The 20235-nt window shown below is 60.8% G+C and carries 14 protein-coding genes; all 14 read right to left on the bottom strand.

Annotated features, from left to right (window positions below):
* Positions 1-100: 100 nt before the first annotated feature.
* Positions 101-1576, bottom strand: coding sequence for a transcriptional regulator FleQ (gene fleQ, locus BV82_RS08175; RefSeq protein WP_010224990.1), 1476 nt, complete (start codon positions 1574-1576; stop codon positions 101-103).
* A 170-nt stretch (positions 1577-1746) separates the two neighbouring features.
* On the bottom strand, positions 1747-2043 hold the full coding sequence (fliT, locus tag BV82_RS08170; RefSeq protein WP_010224989.1) for a flagellar protein FliT: 297 nt from the start codon (positions 2041-2043) through the stop codon (positions 1747-1749).
* A 13-nt stretch (positions 2044-2056) separates the two neighbouring features.
* Positions 2057-2452 carry a flagellar export chaperone FliS gene (fliS, locus tag BV82_RS08165; protein ID WP_010224988.1) on the bottom strand — a complete coding sequence of 132 codons (396 nt, stop codon included), beginning with the start codon at positions 2450-2452 and terminating at the stop codon, positions 2057-2059.
* A 133-nt stretch (positions 2453-2585) separates the two neighbouring features.
* Positions 2586-3992: a flagellar filament capping protein FliD gene (gene fliD, locus BV82_RS08160; protein WP_010224987.1), complete on the bottom strand. Its 1407-nt coding sequence runs from the start codon at positions 3990-3992 to the stop codon at positions 2586-2588.
* Between the two features lie 76 nt (positions 3993-4068).
* On the bottom strand, positions 4069-4434 hold the full coding sequence (locus BV82_RS08155; RefSeq protein ID WP_026001413.1) for a flagellar protein FlaG: 366 nt from the start codon (positions 4432-4434) through the stop codon (positions 4069-4071).
* Positions 4435-4505: 71 nt separating this feature from the next.
* Complete coding sequence (locus BV82_RS08150; protein ID WP_010224985.1) at positions 4506-5354, bottom strand: flagellin domain-containing protein; 849 nt, start codon at positions 5352-5354, stop codon at positions 4506-4508.
* Positions 5355-5796: 442 nt separating this feature from the next.
* On the bottom strand, positions 5797-6726 hold the full coding sequence (locus BV82_RS08145) for a ketoacyl-ACP synthase III (RefSeq protein ID WP_010224984.1): 930 nt from the start codon (positions 6724-6726) through the stop codon (positions 5797-5799).
* A 352-nt stretch (positions 6727-7078) separates the two neighbouring features.
* On the bottom strand, positions 7079-9865 hold the full coding sequence (locus BV82_RS08140) for a glycosyltransferase (protein ID WP_081839630.1): 2787 nt from the start codon (positions 9863-9865) through the stop codon (positions 7079-7081).
* A 71-nt stretch (positions 9866-9936) separates the two neighbouring features.
* Positions 9937-13491 carry a glycosyltransferase gene (locus tag BV82_RS08135; protein WP_010224982.1) on the bottom strand — a complete coding sequence of 1185 codons (3555 nt, stop codon included), beginning with the start codon at positions 13489-13491 and terminating at the stop codon, positions 9937-9939.
* A 71-nt stretch (positions 13492-13562) separates the two neighbouring features.
* Positions 13563-15131 (bottom strand): flagellar hook-associated protein 3, encoded by a 1569-nt coding sequence (locus BV82_RS08130; protein WP_036994316.1) that lies wholly within the window; start codon positions 15129-15131, stop codon positions 13563-13565.
* Positions 15132-15144: 13 nt separating this feature from the next.
* Positions 15145-17181 carry a flagellar hook-associated protein FlgK gene (gene flgK / locus BV82_RS08125; protein WP_036994314.1) on the bottom strand — a complete coding sequence of 679 codons (2037 nt, stop codon included), beginning with the start codon at positions 17179-17181 and terminating at the stop codon, positions 15145-15147.
* A 10-nt stretch (positions 17182-17191) separates the two neighbouring features.
* The gene (flgJ, locus tag BV82_RS08120) at positions 17192-18391 is read right to left on the bottom strand and encodes a flagellar assembly peptidoglycan hydrolase FlgJ (protein WP_036994312.1); all 1200 of its coding nucleotides are present in this window, start codon (positions 18389-18391) and stop codon (positions 17192-17194) included.
* An 11-nt stretch (positions 18392-18402) separates the two neighbouring features.
* Positions 18403-19512 (bottom strand): flagellar basal body P-ring protein FlgI, encoded by a 1110-nt coding sequence (locus BV82_RS08115; RefSeq protein WP_010224970.1) that lies wholly within the window; start codon positions 19510-19512, stop codon positions 18403-18405.
* A 12-nt stretch (positions 19513-19524) separates the two neighbouring features.
* Positions 19525-20220: a flagellar basal body L-ring protein FlgH gene (gene flgH, locus BV82_RS08110; protein ID WP_010224969.1), complete on the bottom strand. Its 696-nt coding sequence runs from the start codon at positions 20218-20220 to the stop codon at positions 19525-19527.
* Positions 20221-20235: the final 15 nt, after the last annotated feature.

The raw sequence follows: 20235 nt of genomic DNA, 5'->3' as shown, positions 1-20235 counted from the left end.
CGCTGGCAAAGGCCGATGGGGCGGGCTTTACAGCCCTTTGAAAGATAGGGTTATTGGCCATGATGAGCGCGCTACGCAACTCATCATGGCGACACAGGCGTCAATCCTCCGCCTGTTCATCCCCGTCGCGACGGCTCATGCCGTACTTGCGCATCTTCTCCACCAAGGTCGTGCGGCGAATGCGCAGGCGCTCGGCGGCGCGGGCGACGATACCGTTGGCATCATCCAGCGCCTGCTGGATCAGACCCTGCTCAAGCCCACCGAGGTAGTCCTTGAGGTCCAGGCCTTCAGGCGGGAGCATGGCGTGGCTGGCGAAGTTCGGCGTATGGCCGTTGATGGCCACGCGCTCTTCCAGGTCCGAGCGCAGGCTGTCGACCAGTTGCTCGTCTTCGTCGTCGACGTAGCGGAACTTCTTCGGTAGCTCCGACACACCGATGACCCCGTACGGATGCATGATCGCCATGCGCTCGACCAGGTTGGCCAGTTCACGGACGTTGCCCGGCCAGCCATGACGGCACAGCGACATGATCGCCGCCGAGTTGAAACGGATCGAGCCACGCTTCTCGTGCTCCATGCGCGAGATCAGCTCGTTCATCAGCAACGGAATGTCCTCGACGCGCTCGCGCAGCGGGGCCATCTCGATGGGGAATACATTGAGGCGGTAATACAGGTCTTCGCGGAAGGTACCCACCTCGATCATGCTTTCGAGGTTCTTGTGGGTCGCGGCGATGATGCGCACGTCGATGCTCTGGGTCTTGTTGCTGCCCACGCGCTCGAAGGTGCGCTCCTGCAACACGCGCAACAGCTTGACCTGCATCGGCAACGGCATGTCGCCGATCTCGTCGAGGAACAGGGTACCGCCATTGGCCAGCTCGAAACGCCCGGCGCGGCTGGTGATCGCCCCGGTAAAGGCGCCCTTTTCGTGGCCGAACAGTTCGCTTTCAAGCAGCTCGGCCGGAATCGCGCCGCAGTTGACCGGCACGAACGGCGCTTCGCGGCGCTTGGAATGGTAGTGCAGATTGCGCGCGACCACTTCCTTGCCGGTCCCCGACTCGCCGAGGATCAGCACGCTGGCGTCGGTGTCCGCCACCTGCTGCATCATCTGCCGGACGTGCTGAATGGCCCGGCTGGTACCGACCAGGCTGCGGAACAGATTGGGTTCGCGCTGGCGACCGCGCTCGCGGGCCTGGTCGTACATCTCGCGATAGACCTGGGCACGGTGCAGCGAATCGAGCAATTTGCTGTAGCTCGGCGGCATTTCAAGGTTGGAGAGAACGCGACGGCGCAGGTCTTCCGGCAACTCGGCAGAAGAAATTTCGCCCAAAAGCAGAACCGGAAGGAACTCATCCCACCCAGCCACTGTCTTAAGCAAGCCCATCAGACTTGCCGGAGCATTCACGGCCCCGATCAGGACACAGAGCACTTCACGACTGGATGACAACGACTCGACAACCTGCTGCCAATCATGGCTCGAGCAGGGCAAATTTTCTTCGCCAAGAAAATTCAACACTACTGCCAGATCACGGCGGCGAGCGCTATCGTCATCGATCAGGAGAATTTTGGTTTCACGCCACATGCAATAACAACTTCCCTAGTCATCTCGGCGCCCTTGTAAGGGCAAGCTCGACATCATTCCGACTGAACGGTCAGTGTTCGGACGTCTGAAATTAGAAAACAGCCACTAGTTAAGTCAAAAAACCGTACATAGTCAAATTTATGGCGCACTGCTTTTTGTTTTGCCCAGTTTCAGCTGAACAAATGGTATACCTTTGCCGCGTTTTTGGCTTGTCGGATCTGCATCATCTCATCGACTATTGATTGACGCTCCCCGCTTGCAACCTCGATTAATTCCTTGTACACGCCCAGCAACTCTTCAAGCTTGCTGCGCAGCGTCAGCTCATCGACCGACGCCTCGGCCAGCACGTCATCGACACACAGACGGCAACTGACGTCGAGCTCGCTGATCGCCTCCCAGTCGCGACTGGCCAGGGCCCCGAGCAATGCCTCGCGGGTTTGTTCGATACGTTCGAGCACGACACTCATGGCAATCTCCTGTTCAGACGTCGGCGGGCTGCTCGCCGATAGCGTCCCAACCTTCCTTGACAGTAATCAACAACCGGGCCACCTCATTGAGGATCTCCGGGTCGTTCTGCACGTTCGCCTCGACCAGGCGCTTGCTCATGTACGAATACAGGTTGTCCAGGTCGGTCAGCGAGTCAGCATGGTTTTCCAGGTCCAGGCCTTCGCGCAGGCCGCCAACGATACCTATGGCCTTGCCGATCAGGATGCCGCGCTGGGCCACATCGTTGCGCGCCATGGCGCCCTTGGCCTGGGCAATTCGATCCAGACCACCCTGCATCAACATCTGTACCAGACGGTGCGGGCTGGCCACGGAGGTCTGGGCCACGCCGTTGACTTTCTGGTACTGCCGAAGGGCCAACATCGGATTCATGCTCTACCTCGTCACCGCAAAAAAGGTTTCATATACCGCTTGTATCGCCTGCGCGTCAAAAAACTTTAGCGCGTACGGCAAAAAGCCCGGAGTCCCCCTAGGGATACTGCCGGGCTTGTGTCACCGCGCTGAATCAGGAGTTTTTCTGCTGCGCCTCGATCGAGGCGAACATCGAGGCGATGTTCTTGCGCTGCGCCTCGAGCTTGCCGACCAGGGTATCCATGGCCACATAGCGCTTGGTCAGCGACTCGGTGAGCGAGGTGATACGACGGTCAAGCGCCAGTTGCTGATCGGACAGGTCCTTTTGCAGCTTGTCCAGGCCGGCCTTGCGCGAGTCGAGGATGCCGCCCGTCTGCAGGTACGGCTCGACAGCCTTGGTCATGTTCGCGAACACGCCATTGGTGCCGGTGAACAGCTCCTGCACGTCAGGGCCGAGCTTTTTATCCTTCATCGCCGCGTCGTACTTGGTGGAGTTGAACTCCAGGGTACCGTCCTTGGCCGTGTTGATACCCAGCTGACTGAGCGTGGTCAGGCGACCACTCCCCGACGGGGTAGACAGCTGCTTGCGCAGCTCGGACAGCAGCGAGCGAGTGGTCGGATCGCTGGTCAGCGGCCCGAGTACGGTTTTGCCGTCTGCATCCTTGGACACCGCGCTCAGCGCATTGGCGGCCTTGACCAGCGTATTGTAGGCATCGACAAAAGCCTTGACCGATGTCTTCAGGCCTTCGGTGTTTTCACCGACAGTAACCTTGATTGCCTTGTCCTTATCAAGCCCGGTGACCTGGAGCAGCTCCAGGCTGATGCCGCTGATGGCACCATCAACGGTATTGGTCTTGCTGGTAACCGGCAGACCATCGATGGTCAGCTTGGCGCTCTGGGCAACGCCGTCGATATAGCCGGCACCGTTACTCGCCATCGAGACAGTGCCGTCGATCTTCAGCTCGGCAATGCCATCGACCGAGATGTCGGTACCCTCACCGGTCTTGGTCGAACTGAACACCAGGCGCGAGCCGTCCTTGCCGTTGACGATGTTGGCACTGATGCCCTTCTCGGCCAACGAGGTGTTGATCGAGTCGCGCACCGTCTGCAAGGTCGCCCCTGGGCCAACCTTCACGGTATGGATCACACCATCCTGGGTGATGGTCAGGTCACCTTCAGGTATCGACGTGCTGGCACCGCCGGTAAAGTTCTGACTGGCCACCTTGGACGAGGTGGCGAGTTTTTCGACCAGGACCGAGTAGGTACCCGGTACTGCGGTATTGTTCGAGGTCGCCTTGACCGTGGCGTCGCTGCTGGAGGTCGCGGTATAGGCATTGAAGGACGGAGCCTTCGGATCATTGAGCTTTTTCATCGCTTCCTGGTACACAGAAAGCGCACTCTTGAGCGACGCTACCCCGGAAAGCATGGCCGTGTTGTTGGCGGTCTGGCGCTTGATCTGATTCGCCTTGGGATTGGTTTCCGCCTTGACGAGCACATCAACGATCTTGTTGATGTCTACGCCGGAACCCAGACCGACACTCGGTAAAATTGTACTCGCCATAACTACTCCCTCATGGTTACGCGCCGCCCTAGCCTTGCCAGGCTAGCGAACTTGCCACTCAACTGCCAGGTCAGCTTCAGACCTTGGCGTTGAACAGCAGGCTGTTTACATCGCTCAGACTGTGAGCGATCTTCAACGCCTCTTCCGAAGGAAGTTGGCGGATCAGCTCTCCGGTCTCACTGGCGATGACTTTAACTACAATTCGGCCGGATTCTTCATCCGTGGAAAATTCAAGGTTACGTCGCGATGAAGCAAGGAACTTCTCGATATCCTTGACCGCGTTCTTCACCTTCTCAGCTTCGGACAAGCCTTTGTCGGCAGCATCCTTGGCCGGCGTGATGGCTTCAACACCCGCTACGGGCTTCGCCGCAGGGCGTTCGGTGGTCGCTTCGACCGGCTTCACCGTCGGGTACGACAGGTTCAGCTTGACGCTCATATCCATGTCACCACCTCTCAATGCAAAAGGCGGAGGAGCGCCGTAGTTGCACTCCTCCGCCGATAACCACTAGGAGATTAGCCCAGCAGCTTCAGTACCGCCGACGGCAGTTGGTTGGCCTGGGCCAGAACCGAAGTCGAAGCTTGTTGCAGAGTTTGCTGCTTGGTCATCTGAGCAGTTTCAGCGGCGAAGTCGGTATCTTGTACACGGCTACGAGCAGCTTCGGCGTTCTCGTTGATGTTTTGCAGGTTGTTGATGGTGCTGGTCATACGGTTTTGTACAGCACCCAGCGCAGCGCGGGAGTCACCGATGGTGCCGATAGCCTTGTCGATTGCAACCATGGCAGCCGAGAAGTTGGTTTCGGCAGTGGCGCTGTCGCTACCGGCGATGGTGATGGCGCTGGTGATACCCAGGTCGCTGGCCAGGAACTTACCGGTCAGGTCGATCTTGATCTGGTTTTCAGCACCAGTGTTGGAACCGACCTGGAAGGTCATGACGCTAGCCGAACCGTCCAGCAGGTTCTTGCCGTTCAGCTGGGTGGACTGGGCGATACGAGTCAGTTCCGCAGTCAGCTGCTTGAACTCGCCGTCCAGCGAGGTACGGTTAGTCGAGTCGTTCGAGTCGTTTCGCGACTGTTGAGCCAGTTCACGCATACGCTGCAGGATGTTGACCTGCTCTTGCATCGCGCCTTCAGCGGTCTGGGCGATCGAGATACCGTCGTTGGCGTTTTTGATTGCCATGGTCTGACCGCGGATCTGCGAGGTCATACGGGTAGAGATCTGCAGGCCAGCGGCGTCGTCTTTGGCGCTGTTGATTTTCAGGCCGGAGGACAGACGGCTCATCGAGGTGCTCAGAGCGTCGGAAGCGCGGTTCAGGTTCTTCTGAACGCCCAGAGAGGTAGTGTTAGTGTTAACGGTTAATGCCATGACGAATTCCTCGTGTTTGGGATACTGCGGCTTCCGGCCCTGGCATCCGCCGGGTGTGGCCTAGAGAACCTTCGTAATAGTTATCGTCGTCTGGCGCGGTTGCTTTAGGGCTTTTTAGAAATTTTTTAATGGCACCCTGCCACCCCAATGAAATCAAGGGTTTGACGCCAGAAAAATCGCTTACTGGCCAACACCCGGGTTGAAAAAAGGGTTCTTCACGGCATTTCGGGGACTATGATTTTTGGGATGGGATGGGATGTTGAGGTTGCGGGCTTATCCATTTTGGATGGCGCTGCTGCCGCCCCCTTCCAGAATGGATAAGTCCACAGCCTGAACAACCCAACCCAAGGATCATGGTCCCCAGGATTCCGTAAAGCCCCCCCCCAAAAAAAAAGCGCCACCGGTGAAACCGGCAGCGCTTTTTTTACCGCAAGGCTCTATATCAACCCTTGCGCTCGATGATCGCCGAACCCCATGACAGGCCAACGCCAAAACCACTCAGGGCAACACGCTGGTGCTGCGAACCCAGCACATGCTTCTCCAGCAGCAGCGGAATGCTCGACGACACGGTATTACCGGTTTCGACCATGTCCTTGACGAATTTGTCCGGGTCATCCTCGAACCGACGCGCCACCGCATCGACAATTGCCGCACTGCCCTGGTGAATGCAGAACAGGTCGATATCCGCCGGTGCCAACTGGCTTTCGCCCAGCAACTCATGCAGGTGCGCCGGCACCTTGAGCAAGGCGAAGTTGAACACCTGGCGGCCATTCATGAAGAACACCCCGTCGCTGACCTTCAGATGCGCGGCACCACCACCATCGGTACCGAACTTGGCCTTGCCCAGCTGCCAAGGGGCGCCCTCGCCCATCCAGGTCACGGTCGCCGCATCACCAAAGAGCATGGTGGTGTTGCGATCTTCCGGATCGACGATCTTGGAGTACGGATCAGCAGTGATCAGCAGGCCGTTTTTCAGCCCTGCCGCTTCCATGAAGCCTTTCATGGCGTAGAGGCCATAGACATAACCCGAGCAGCCCAGGGAAATATCGAAGGCAGCGACATGGGTCGGCAGGCCGAGCTTGTCCTGAACGATGGCAGCGGTGTGCGGCAACCCTTCTTCGTCGCCATTCTGGGTAACGACGATCAAGGCATCGATGGACTCAGGCGCCAGGCTCGGATTGGCAGCGAACAGGGCCTTGACCGCCTCCACACACAGGTCGGAGGTTTCCTGGCCTGCTTCTTTGCGCGGCAGAAAGGTCGAACCGATCTTGCCGAGAATGAACTCTTGGTCCTTGGCGAACTTCGCACCCTGGGCGTAGTTGTCCACACCCTCGACAGGTACGTAACTCGCAATGCTTTTGATGCCAATCATTGTGGCTTCCCGATAGATATGCGGATTTTCACGGGCACTGGAACCGGATAACCCGGGGTGTTGCGAGCCTGCGCAGCCCCCGCTCGCCAGTACCGCCCGACGACTCAATAGATTAAAGATGCCCGTTTCGACTGCCAAGTCACTGTTGCGCAATCATTACTCAATACAAAGCGACGGCCAACCGGAAAAACCAGGCCAAACAGCACGAAAAGGAAAGGTGTCGCGCAGAAGTCCAAGGCGTATGTGCAACATTGTCAGCCGGCATCTGCGCGGGGCATTGCACCCCGACTGCCTGCTGCGGCGAGCAGCAATGAAAAAGCCGGGTCTAAGACCCGGCTCCTGTACACGGCGTTCAGGCCAGTTCGGCCAACCACTCCAGCTCAGCCGGCTTGCCGACCGTTGGCGAACGCGAGATATCGACCGCGTTGCGCACATCGACCACTACCCGAGTGCTGAACGCGGCGGGCCAGCGTGCACTCAGCGCCTGTGCATCCAGGGTCGGCACACCCGCATTGAGCATTTGCGCTTGCGGTGTCCACAGGACCAGCTGACCGGCCTGGCCGACCTTCAGGCACAGATCGACATCGGCCCCTTCAATGTCATCCAGGCCAGCGCACTGCTCAAGCAACGCCTTGCCGATCATCAGGCAATCATCGGATACCGCCTGGCAACTGCGCACCGCCGCCAGCCCCAGCGCCGCCACAGCAGCCTGGCGCGCCACGCCTTGCCAGGCCCCACGCACCTGCTGGCTGGCCAACAGCTCATAGCCGCCATGGCTGATCAAGCCCTCGGCGTCATGCATCTGGCAACCCACGACCCCCACTTCAGGGCGCTGCGCCTGGTTGAGCAAAGCTTCGATCCAGGCCGGCGTGACCACCTGGCAGCGGCTGGACATCAGCACCAGGTACTCGCCCTGGGCCTGCTTGGCCGCCATCTTGACCATTTGCGCACGGGTGCCGGCGAACTCACTGGCCATCAACTTCACCCGGCCACCCAGCCCCTGGAGGTTGCCAAGGCTTGCCGCCGTCGCCTCAGCACTGGCCGCATCGGTCATTACGATCACTTCGTAGCGGGCATAGCGGGTCCGCTGGACGATGCTCGCCAAGCTGCGCTTGAGCTGCTCAAGGTCCGAGTCGATCGACAGCAGAATGCTGACCTGAGGGGTGGTCGGGTGACGGAAATCGATCTGCAAGGCGCCATCTCGCCCCTCACTGACCTGCCCCCGGTAACCGAGTACGCTCAAGTGACGCTTGAGCGTTGCCTGCGCGTCGGCCTGCATCGCCTCGCCCGCCTGCTGGCCGATGACCAGGTACTCATCCAGATGGGCCAGGCCTGCAACGCCATTGCGCTCAATCAGGCGCAGCAGGACATCGAACTCCAGCGCCGCCTGGCAGGTTTCGCTGTAGCCACCCAGCTCGACAAGGCTTTGCCGACGCACCAGCCAGTGGCGAGACATCAAGTCCGGACGCGCGCGCAACAGGTCCAGGTTGGCCCCCGGACGCACCACACTGAGCAAGCGGCCCTGCTCATCACGCTGGACTTCATTGGCACAGATGGCCTGGCAGGCTTGCGCCGCAGACAACTCCACCTGCAGACGCAACAGCCCGCCTGGTGCCAGCACATCACCCGCTTGCAGTTGCAGCAGCCAGGCGCTGGACAACTGCTCCACCACCTGATTGAGGTGAGCGACCAGATTGCTTGCAGTGACGCGGATGAAATGCAGCGTATCCTTGGCAGTGGTAATGGCGGGCAACGCACCGGCCTTGAACACCACTATCTTGAAATCACGCAAACCGCTGGCCAGCAAGCTGTCGAAGGTGGCTTGCAGGGCCGCGTCGTTGTTCTCCAGATCCACCACCAGGAAGGCGATCTGTGGCGACTGGATCGAGCCCAGGTGGGCCTGAATACGCTGACGAGCGTCGCTGTCCGGGGTTGCAGCAGCAATGGCCGCGAGCACTTGCCCCGAAGGTGATGCCGCCAGTCGTGCTTGCAGATCGGTCGCCGGCAACTGATCGAGCTGCGCCACCCAGTGGTGCAGATGGGGGACGAAATCCTGCTCTTCATCACTGCCCAATGCACCGAGCAGGTTGTGGCAGACGCCCGGATTGAAAACGCCCAACTCAAAGGCCTGCCAATAACGCGCCTTGAGACTTTCGGCGCTGTCATTCGGATGCCGGACCATCAGCACCTGCTGCTGGACCCAGACCCCCTCCAGCGCCTCAGTGTGAACCTTGCCAGCCGGCCAGGCGTGGAGGAAAAACTCCAGCTGACGCAACTGCTCGAACAGCGGCGCGGTGTAGTACGGCATCTCGACATACTGCACAGGTTCGAATACGCACTGCGGCGCAGCCACTATGCTGATCCAGCGCGAGGTGACCACGCGCGGCGCCTCAAGCCCCGCCCAGGTGCTGGCGACGAATGCCGTCAGCGCCTCAAAGCCCTTGGCGTCAGCGCACACCGCGCCCTGCTGGGCATCCCACTGACGAATCTGACGCACGGCCAGGGCCTGCCGCTCTTCGCGTGCAAGCTGCGAAAGCGCAGAGGGACTGTACTCGGCGACCAGGGTGGTTTGCTCGACGACCGTGGCCACACCCTGGGCCAGCAGGCCAAAGGATACCGCCACACACCAGGCTTCGAAGCCCAGGTCGACCGGCACACTGCGCAGCAACGCTTTCAGGGCCTCGACCCTGACGACCGAGCGCCAGGCCTGCAGCCCGTTGTCACCGTACAGGGCAATACGCTCGCATGCGTCGCCGACCACCGCCGCCGGCGCAATCGCGCCACCCAGCTTATGGTAGGCAACTTCACTGTTACCAGGCCGGTAACCCAGCGCATAGCCGTGGGCCATCAGGCAGTGCGGGGCATCACGCAGAGACTGCACCAGCGATGCAGTGGCAGCGGCCAGGAGAAAGTCGCTGTCTGGCGTCAATACCACGAACGGTGTGCTCAAGCGCTCCAGGGTATCGAGCAGTTGCGCCTGCCAGCCCTCGGCATCGGTGCCTTGCACCGCAACCTCGAACAGCGCATGGCCCGGGAAGTTCTGCCGGTAGTAGTAGCCGGCGCGCTCACGGTAACTGGCGTCGCCTTGGCCCAGCAGTACGATACTGAGGTCTTGCGCCCCGGCAGTCGAATCGATCATTTTTTCGCCCATAGCGCACCCAATACTCTCGTTGTTCTGGTTCGGGCCGGCACAATTGCCGGCCGCATTCATCAATCGGCCAACCAGGCGTTGGCCCAATGCTGCAGGTTGTCCTGGGTCAACACGTAGTCGCGCAACACGACCTCGCGCAGTTCATCCCCCATCCGATAGCTGGCCTGCGGATCGGCCAGGTGCATGCGTATCGCCTCCAGCCACGCCTGCGGCGAATTACCCAACACCCGGGTGCAAGGCAGGTAGCCCTGGTACGCCTTGGTATCGGCACACACCACCGGAAAACCGCAGGCGCCATATTCAAGCAGGCGCAAGTTGCTCTTGCAGTCGTTGAACAGGTTCGACTCCAGCGGCGCCACTGCCAGGTCCAGGTTGAGGCCGGCAAGTTTTTGCGGGTAATAGGCCAGCGCGATACCGCTATGAAACTCTTTGATATAGGGCCGCAGCAGGTCCGGACACATGCCGAAGAACACCCAGTCCACCTCGTCGGCCAGCGCCTTGACCACGTCGGCGATCAGTTCCAGGTCGCCGCGGTGACTGGTGCCGCCGGCCCAGCCCACGCGCGGCTTGATCGAGGTCTGCCGGCGGCTTTTCAGTCCGCTCCACAGGTGCGAGGCGAGCATGTTCGGCACCACGCGAATATCGTGGTGCATGCTCGACAAGGCATCGGCCAGCGGCGCGGTCGACACCACTACCCGATCGCACATGGCAATCCCGCGGCTGACCATTTCACGCATGTTGCCCGGCATGTGGCGGGCGTGCGCGTTCTTCTTCGGCACATCAATGATGTAATCGTCGATCTCGTAGATGCGCCGCGCATTGGAGAAGCGCTTGATTCGCTCAAAATCCTCAAGTGAGCGCGGCATGTAGCGACACTGCAGAATCATAACGTCGGGTTGATGACGACCCAGCGCAATCGTGTTTGGCGTTCCGTAGTCCATCTGCCCCTGGATCCAGCCAGCATTCTCCAGCTCGGTAAAGGGCTGCGCGACGCGGTAATGGCCAACGGCAGTGTTGTTGATCGGCAGTGCCATCACATATGGCAGGATGCGTTTGCTGAACGGATCCCAACCGCTGCGTAACCCGGGGTCGAGGTTGTAGCTGGACATTCTCAGGCTGAGGTTGCGGTTGTAGGCACTGTCATTGGCCACATTCGGCAACCAGCGCTCATAGAAGGCGTCCTGGTCATGGTCCTTGCGCACCGGGCTCGACAGCCCAGACACAGGCAGCCGGGCGATCAGTGCATACGGGGTCCAGACCACCAGATAGCCATGGTTGCGAACCCGCAGGCACAAGTCGGCGTCGAACAGCGTGGACTCGAACGCCGCGGCATCCAGCCCCCCAAGCTCAGCGAAGATTTCCCGACGCACCAGCAGGCAGTCGGCACTCACCGCACTCAGGTTCTGCACGGCAATCAGCCGATTCATGTAGCCACTGGCATCGGACGACTGACCAACGAATGGCGTGCTGGCCGCCCCATACAAACCGAGCACCAGCCCGGCATTCGCTACAAAGCCTGCCGTGCTGACCTGCTTGGGCCCCACCACCCCCACTTCCGGGCGCTGGGCCTGGGCAAGCATTTCATTCAGCCAATACTTGTCGAAGAACACGCTGCCGACATCGGTCAGCAGCAGATAACTGCCCTGGGCGTACTCACTGGCTTGGTTGAACATCTGCGGGCCATCTTTGGCGACCACCGGCACGATCCGCAACTGATCGCTACCAAGGTGACGCATGGCCTCGAGCCATCCCTGGACATCCGCAGGCTCATCGCCAGTGACCGCCAGTAACACTTCATAGTGCGCGTAGGCGGTATGTTCGAATATCGATTCGACACAGCGTATCAGGGCACGCAAATCCTGCCCGGCAGCGATGAGGACTGACACCAGGGGGGTCTGCTCATGCAGATACTGAACCCGGGCAAGCATCGAGCCCTCGGCACTGATCACCTCGGCAGCCACCCCCAGGCGCTGCAGATGCGCCTTGAGGACCTTGGGTGCCTGGTCTATGCAGCCTGGATCGACCTGCCACTGGGCATAACCGTCACGGCATTGCACCAGCAGCTCGGCGACATGCTCGACAACGTGCAAGCCATGGGCTTCGACCAGCCGCCAGAGCATGTCTTGAGGTGCCAAACCTTCGAATTCAGTGGCAAACCCGCCCACTTCAAGCAAGCGGTTTCGCTCGAAAGCCAGCATGCGCCCGACATAGGGGAAGGTGCGCATCAGGTCGAGGTTGAAGTCCGGCTTGAAAATGGGCTGGCCAGCCTGCAGGCCATCGTCGGTACCTTCATCGGTGTACAGGCAATAGCGGTCAGCATGCAGGGCCATGCGCTCGGCCATGATCACCAGGGCATGCGGATGCAGGCGATCACCCGCTTGCAGCAGGAAGATCCAGTCAACGCCATTGGCCTGCGCGAGGCGCTGGTTGAGTTGCTCGAAAGGGTTGCCGCGCAAGGCAATATGCTCAACCCCGGGTTGCGCCAGGCCAGTACCGAAAACCCAGACCTGGCTGGCGGCATAAGACTGCTCGCCAACGCTGGCCAAGGTCGCTTTCAGCGCCGATGCATTATCCTGGGGATCGAAGACCACCACGGCGATGCGCGGCTGCAGTGGCCATTGCTCGATACGCTTGGGCAGCAAACGGGTCTGTGCCGGCGACAGCGTGCGGCAACTCAGCCACTCGCTATAGAGCTCGGCAAAGCTCGTACTGTACGTACCCACCTGCTGCTGGAACCCGGCAATCTGCCCGGCATAGAACCGCGTCAGCTCGAACTCTTCCCAGTCCTGTTCTTCACCAGCCTGATATTCCTCGATCGGCTTGAAGCGCAACCAGCCGGCCGCTGGCGCCGGTTCGCTGGTGCGCGAGAGCAGCATCTGCGAAAGCCATTCGGTTTCACTCTTGAACGCCAGGGTCATGCTCGCATGGTTGCTCAAACGCCCTGGATGCATCCGTTCCATGCTGAGTAACGAGACCAGATACCCCAGGTGACCGCGGCGCAACAGGCAGATGAACAGGGCGAAATCCAGGCGCGCCTGGAAACCACCCTCCTCGACCAGCATTGGCAAGAGCTCTTGCACCTGATCACGACGCATCAGGGCATGACTGATACCCCCGAACAGGTTCGACACGTTGGCCTCGATGGCCTCAAGCAAGTCCCCACCCTTGATCACCGCGCTGCACTGCGATAGCAGACAGTTGGCCGGACGCGGCGGCAGCAGCGTTTCATCAGCGGCGCAGATCAGCCGATGGTTGACCACCAGGCTGACTTGCGGGCAATCGATCAGCGTCTGTGCCTGCTGGCTGATACAGCCGTCGACCAGCCAGTCGTCATCGCAAAGGAACTTGATGAAGGCCCCGCGCGCCTGCGCCAGGCCGCTCAGCAAGTTACGGGCAAACCCCAGGGTGCGCGGGTTGCGTACATAGCGCAGCTCACAGCTCGCCTGCCCGGCCCACTCATCGAAAATGGCCTTGACCTCGTCGCCCGGACTGTCATCACAGACAATCACCTCAAGATTGGAGTAACGCTGGGAGATGGCACTGATCAGGGTGCGGGTCAGGAATTCGGGGTTGAAGGCGGGAATGACGATACTGACGAGAGGCAGTTGGTTCATGAGGACAGACCTGGAGAAGGCCCCGGGTGACGGCTGGCGTCACCCGGGTGAATACAACGCGAAAGGATCAATCAGAGGCGGTTGAACAAGCCAAGTCCGGCAAGCTTGCTGAAGGCCAACTGCGAGGCTTGCAGCATGTTCTGCTGAAGGTTCAGACGAATCAGCACTTCAGCCGGATCGGCTTCACGGATCGAACTCTGGGTGATGGTATTGGCCGATTGCAGCGCTTCGTTGGTCTCCGCCTGGACGTCCAGCGCCGCGCCGCGCCCACCGACCGAACTGATCGATTCAGCGACCTTGTCCGCTGCACTGGCCAGGTTGGCAATGGCCGAGTCCATCGACGCGAGGAAGTTCTGACGCGCGACCGGATCCTTATCGACCGGGCTTTCCAGCGCGGTACGCAACTGCTTGATGGTGTCCAGGACGTTCTGGTTCTGGTGGTTGTTGACCTGCACCGAGAACTGGTCGCCCGTTGCCGGTGCGCCACTGAACGAGAAGTCGACACCCATGACCCGCGTCGGGCTGACCGTTGTATCGCCGCTGCCCAAGGGCCGGCTGTCGGCGGTCATCGGCTGAGCGTAGACATCAAAGGTGGTGGCGGTCTTGAACTTGATGACCGCGCCACCGCCTGGGAATGCGGCGTCATACTTGGCCTTGTCGCCAATCACCACGTTGCCCAGCTGGGCCATGGAGGTGTTGCCCGGGCTGCGCGAGCCGCCGATCTCGTCCGGCTTCGAGCCCAGGGTGAAGGTATGCCCGGCGATGGCGGCATCCGGATTGGCTTCATCGCCCGGCTTGAAGGTAATGCCCAGGCGCAGGTCGACACCGCGGAAGCTGATGTAGTCGTCGTCACCCTTGGGATCAAAGGTACCGCCTTTGCTGGCCTCCAGCGTCACGTCATTACCACCGGCGTCGGTGACTTTGAACTGGGTGCTGCTGGTGAATTCGATCGTGTACGGCTCACCACTGCGGAAGCGGTCGTTATAGATGGTGCTGCCCGACACCTGGCCATTGGACAGGCTGACGCGTCCGTCATTCGGGGTCGGCGCGGTCATCGTAGTCTGGCTGCGGCTGGTGTTGAGCGCTTGTTCGAAGACGCTGTAGCCGCTCTCGTTGGAAGCAACGCTGAGCATGTCGCCAACCTGCAGGCTGGTGGTGCCCTGGTCACCCTTGTACGAGTACGTGCCATCGGCGTTGCGTTCGAACGGCTTGGTATCGCCACGGGAGCCGGAGAAGATGTACTTGCCGTTCTCGTCGCGGCTGTTCATCAGGCTGAACAGCTGCTCTTCGAGCTGGGTCAGCTCTTGCGCGTTGGCCAGGCGATCCTTGTCGGTCATGTTGCCGCTGCCGGAGCTGATCGCCAGCTCCTTTACCCGCGCCAGCACGTTGGTAATGCTGGTGAGGGTGGTTTCAGAGGTGCTCAGGCTGCTGCGAAGGCTGGCGATGTTGCCGCTGTACTGGTCGATCATGTTGCTTTGCTGCTCGAGTTGCAGCAGGCGAGCAGCGCCGACCGGATCATCGGCGGCAGTACGGATGCGCAGCATGTCACTGGCTTGCTGCTGGGATTCGACAGCCTTGGCGAAGTTACGCTGATAGTTCGAAGTACTGTTGTTATAGAACTGGGCGGTAGAGATACGCACGGTCTACGTCTCCTTAAAGGCTGTTGATCAGCGTGCTGAAAGTTTCCTGGGCGATCTTGATGATCTGCGACGAGGCCGTGTAATACTGCTGGTACTTGATCAGGTTGCCGGTCTCTTCATCCAGGTCGACACCCGACACCGAGTTACTGGCTTCGCTGGCCGACTTGCGCAGGGCACCGGTCGCATCACTGTCGAGCTTGGCCTGGGCAGTCTTGCCGCCAACGTTCTCGACCAGCTTGCCGTAGGCATCGGTGAAACTGACGCCCCTGCCGTTATCGCCCAGGTCGATGGTCTGTTTGGTCTGCAGGTCAATGACTGCCTGGCCGTTGCGGTTGTCGGCAGAGCCGGCACCGGTCATGGCCACGGTGTAGTTGTCACCCTTCTTCGGCGCACCGGCCACGGTCATGTCGAAGCTGAAGGTCGCCGCCGGCGTGACGGCGTTGCCATTGGCATCGACGATCGGCACGTTGATCTGCAGCTTGTTTTCCTGCCCCGGAATGATGGTCCCGCTCGCGATCGGATCACCCTTGGCGTTGTGCACGGTGTAGGTCTGCGGGACGGTCTTCTCATCGCCGAACACCAGCTTGACCGGCGTCGAGTACTTCAGACCGTTCTCCAGCGCCAGGCGCTGGGTCGAATCGTAGATATCCAGCTTGGACGTCAGGTTCGGCTGGCCGATGATCCCGGTCCCCTGGTTACCCGCGCCACTGGTGGCATTGAGCGACGCCGCCAGGGCAATGCGCTTGGGATCGGTGAGCACGGTATCGATGCTGCCGGCCGCCCCGCGAGTCGGGGTGATCTTGAACGAATCGCCAGCCTGCACCGCACCGCCATTGAGGTTCAGGCTAAAGCCATCGATCACCTTGGGCGGATTGTCGTTAAGGTCGAAGGACCCCATGTCGGTACCGTCAGGCAGTTTCTTGACGCTGTAGCCGGTCGCGCTGGTGAAGGTCACCTGATAGTCGCTGGTGGTCAGCTTGCCGGTGTTCTTGATAGTCACATCAAGGTTGCCGGAGCCTGCACTGTTACCGGCCTTGGCAATGCTGCGCTGGCTGATCAGGGCCGCGCTGTTGATGTCATTGAACATCGACGCGCCGAAGTTGCCGTTCTTGTCGATCCCCTGGGCCAACTGGCTGTTGATCTGATCGGCAACCACCAGCGCGACCCGCCCCAGCTCGTTCAGGCTCGGGTCGAGCACATCGGTGCGGTAGCGCAGCACGCCGCCGATTTCACCACCGGTGACGCTGGCGGTGATATCGATCTTGGTAGTACCGCGATTGAGCTGCAGGTTCATCCGCGTCGGATCGGTCGGGCTGGCGACCGTGGACAGGGTATTGGTGCTCGTACCCAACACCAGCGACTGGCCGTTTTTCAGGTAGACATCCAGGTTGCCTTCGCGCTCGGTCACATCCACGCCCACCAGCTCGCTGAGCTGGCGCACCGCTTCGTTGCGCTTGTCGAGCAGGTCGTTGGGGCTGCCCTGCACCACCGAGACCCGCGAGATCTGGTCGTTGTACTGGGCAATGGCTGCGGTCAGGTTGTTGACCTGGGTGCTCATCGACGACAGGTTGCCGTTGAGGTTGCTGTTTTGCTGGTTGAGCTGCGCGGCGATGGTATTGAAGCGCTTGCTCAGGGCCTGGGCACTGGTCAGCAGCAACTGCCGCGAAGCATCTTCGGTAGGTTTGGCCGCGGCATTTTGCAGCGACGAGAAGAAGCTTTTCAGGGCACCGGTAATACCGGTGTCCTTGTCCGACAGGAGTTTGTCGATCGGCCCGATCTGGTCCAGATAGGCATTGCTGTCGCTGCTCAGCGACGAGGTGGTCCGCAGCTGGTTTTCCAGGAAGTTGTTGTACACCCGGCGCACGTCCGCCAGGGTGGTACCGGTTCCGATGAACACATGGCCTTCGCGAATCGAGCCTTTTGTGCTCTGGATATTCTGCTGGCGCGAGTAACCGGCGGTATCGACGTTGGTGATGTTGTTACCCGTGGTGTGCATACCTGACTGGGCATTGCTGGCACCGGATAAGCCGATATTGATCAAACTCGCCATGGTTCAAACCTTATAGTTTCGTTGTAGTACCGACAGCCGCATAGCTCTCGTACGACTTCATCTGTTTTGCGATCTGCGAAATCTTGCTGGCGTAGTCCGGGTCGGTTGCATACCCGGCCTTCTGCAGCTCCCGCACAAACTGTTCTGGCTTATCGGCCGACTTCACCGCTTCTTTATAGCGCGCGTTGTTCTGCAGCAGGCTGACCAGGTCATGGAAGCTGTCCTGGTAGGAGTCGTAGGAACGGAACGCTGCGGTCTCCTTGACGAACTGGCCGTCGCGGAACTCGCTGGTGATCGCCCGCGCCTGGCCGCCCTGCCAGTTGCCGGTGGCCTTGATGCCGAACAGGTTGTGGCTGCTGCTACCATCGGCCTGACGCATGACCGACTTGCCCCAGCCGGTTTCCAGCGCAGCCTGGGCCACCAGGTAGCGCGGATCGATACCGATGCGCTTGGCGGCTTGCTCGGCCATCGGCAGCATGGTGGCGACGAACTCATCGGAGGAGCCGAATGCGCGCTTGGCCGGCGCCAATGGCGGCTGGGCCACGGCGCGACCATAGATGCGCATCGAGCCCGGCGCGGCAAAGCTCTGCGCCGACTGCCAGTCACCCTTGACCACGGCATCGGTCATCGCCGTGGTGCGCTGCGGCAAGGCCGCGGTGTTGGTGGTGGCTGCGGCGGCACCGGCCGACGGCACGATGCCAGCCAGCAGGCGATCGGTCAGCTTGCCCGGCAGTGCCAGGCGCCGCGAATTGAGTGCGGCCATGTCGTTGCGTGCGGCCGTGGCGTGTTCACCGCGCTCAGGCTCGGCCACCTTGGCCGCCCACAACGGACGCTGCTGGATATCCACCCGCGGGAACGGGCTGTTGTTGCTCGCGGCACTGGCCTTCTGCTTGGACAACTGACGCATCAGCACTTCCTGCAAGCCGATACCACCGCCCTCGCGGGACATGCTCACCGCCAGTTGCTGGTCGTACATCTGCTGGTACTGCTTGGTGGTCTCGGTGTTGAGCGGGTTGTCCTTGGCCAGTACATCGCTGGCCGAGCGCATCGACTTGAGCATCTCGTTGAGAAACAGCGACTCGAACTCCTGGGCCACCTTGCGCAGGTTGGCGTCGCTGTCGCGATCGCCGACCTTCAGCGAGTTCAGGCGATTGAGGTCGGTGTAGGCGCCACTGTCGGCAGCATTGAAGGCGCTTTTCGGCATATCCATGGTCCGCCCCCTCAGATCACGATCAGGTCGGCTTGCAAGGCGCCGGCCTGTTTCAGGGCTTCGAGGATCGCCATCAGGTCACCGGGCGCGGCGCCCACCTGATTCACCGCGCGGACGATTTCATCCAGGGTGGTACCCGGGCCGAACTTGAACATCGGCTTGGCTTCCTGCTCGGCATTGACTCGCGAGCGCGGCACTACGGCAGTCTCACCATTGGAGAACGGCCCAGGCTGGCTGACGATCGGGTCTTCGGTGATGGTCACCGTCAGGCTGCCGTGAGTCACCGCCGCGGGCGAGACCTTGACGTTCTGGCCGATGACGATGGTGCCGGTGCGCGAGTTGATGATGACTTTGGCCACGGCCTGGCCCGGATCGATTTCGAGGTTCTCGAGAATCGACAGGTAGTCGACCCGCTGGCTTGGATCGAGCGGCGCAGTGACTCGCACCGAACCACCGTCCAGGGCCTGGGCCACACCCGGGCCGAGCAGCTCGTTGACCTTGTCGACGATGCGCTTGGCGGTGGTGAAGTCCGGGCGATTGAGGTTCAGGGTCAGGCTGTTGCCCTGGTTGAAACCGCTGGGCACGGCACGCTCCACCGAGGCACCGCCAGGAATGCGGCCAGCCGACGGGACGTTGACGGTGATCTTCGAGCCATCGCGGCCTTCGGCATCGAAACCGCCGACCACCAGGTTGCCCTGAGCGATGGCGTAGACGTTACCGTCGATACCCTTGAGCGGGGTCATCAACAGGCTGCCGCCGCGCAGGCTCTTGGAGTTACCGATCGACGAGACGGTGATGTCCACCACCTGCCCCGGCTTGGCGAACGCCGGCAGGTCGGCATGCACCGACACCGCAGCGACGTTCTTCAGCTGCACGTTACCCGACCCCGGCGGCACCTTGATGCCGAACTGCGAGAGCATGTTGTTGAAGGTCTGCAGGGTGAACGGCGTTTGCGTGGTCTGGTCACCTGTGCCGTTGAGCCCCACCACCAGGCCGTAGCCGATCAGCTGGTTGGTGCGCACGCCGGAAATGCTGGCGATGTCCTTCAGACGCTCGGCCTGCACGGCGAACGCAGTGGACAGCAGAATCGTAGCGGCAATCAGCTGCTTGAAGTTGAACATGGTCATCCGAACCTAGAAAGGCCAAAGCGGGCTGATGAAGAACCGGTCAAGCCAACCCGGCTGGCTGGCATCGGCGAACGAGCCGGTGCCCGAGTAGGTAATGCGCGCATCGGCAACACGGGTCGAAGGCACGGTGTTGTCGGTGGCAATGTCATCGGCACGGATCATCCCGGCGATGCGCACCAGCTCGTCGCCGGTGTTGAGGGTCAGCCACTTCTCGCCGCGCACGGCAATGATGCCGTTGGGCAGCACGTCGGCAACGGTGACGGTGATCGAACCGGTCAGGGTGTTGCCCTGGGCCGCCTTGCTATCACCCTTGGTTGAGCGGTCGCCGCTGTAGCCGGCGCTGAGGCTGAGGTCGCCATCACCAAACGGATTGTTGGTGGTCACGCTGCTGCCGAACAACGAGGTCAGACCGAGTTCGGCCTTGCTGTTCTTGTCGATCTGCGAGTTGGCATTCTTGCTCGCCTGGGTGCGCTCGTTGAGGGTGATAGTGATGATGTCACCGACCCGGAAAGCCTTGCGGTCGCTGTACAGGTTCTGTTCGAAACCGGCCTGGTAGATCGAGCCGTTGTTGGCCGCCGCCGGCAATGGCGTGCGCGGCAATACCGGCGCGTAGTAGGGATCGTTGGGCTTGGGCGTCGGCGCGACGCAACCGGCCAGCAAGGCGACCCCACTCAGGGCTAGTATGCAAAACAAACGACTCATGACTCTGACCTCACG

Source organism: Pseudomonas donghuensis (genome assembly GCF_000696345.2).
GTDB classification, from domain to species: domain Bacteria; phylum Pseudomonadota; class Gammaproteobacteria; order Pseudomonadales; family Pseudomonadaceae; genus Aquipseudomonas; species Aquipseudomonas donghuensis.
Note: the sequence above shows the minus strand (reverse complement) of the source record. Positions and strands in the feature narration are given on the sequence as shown.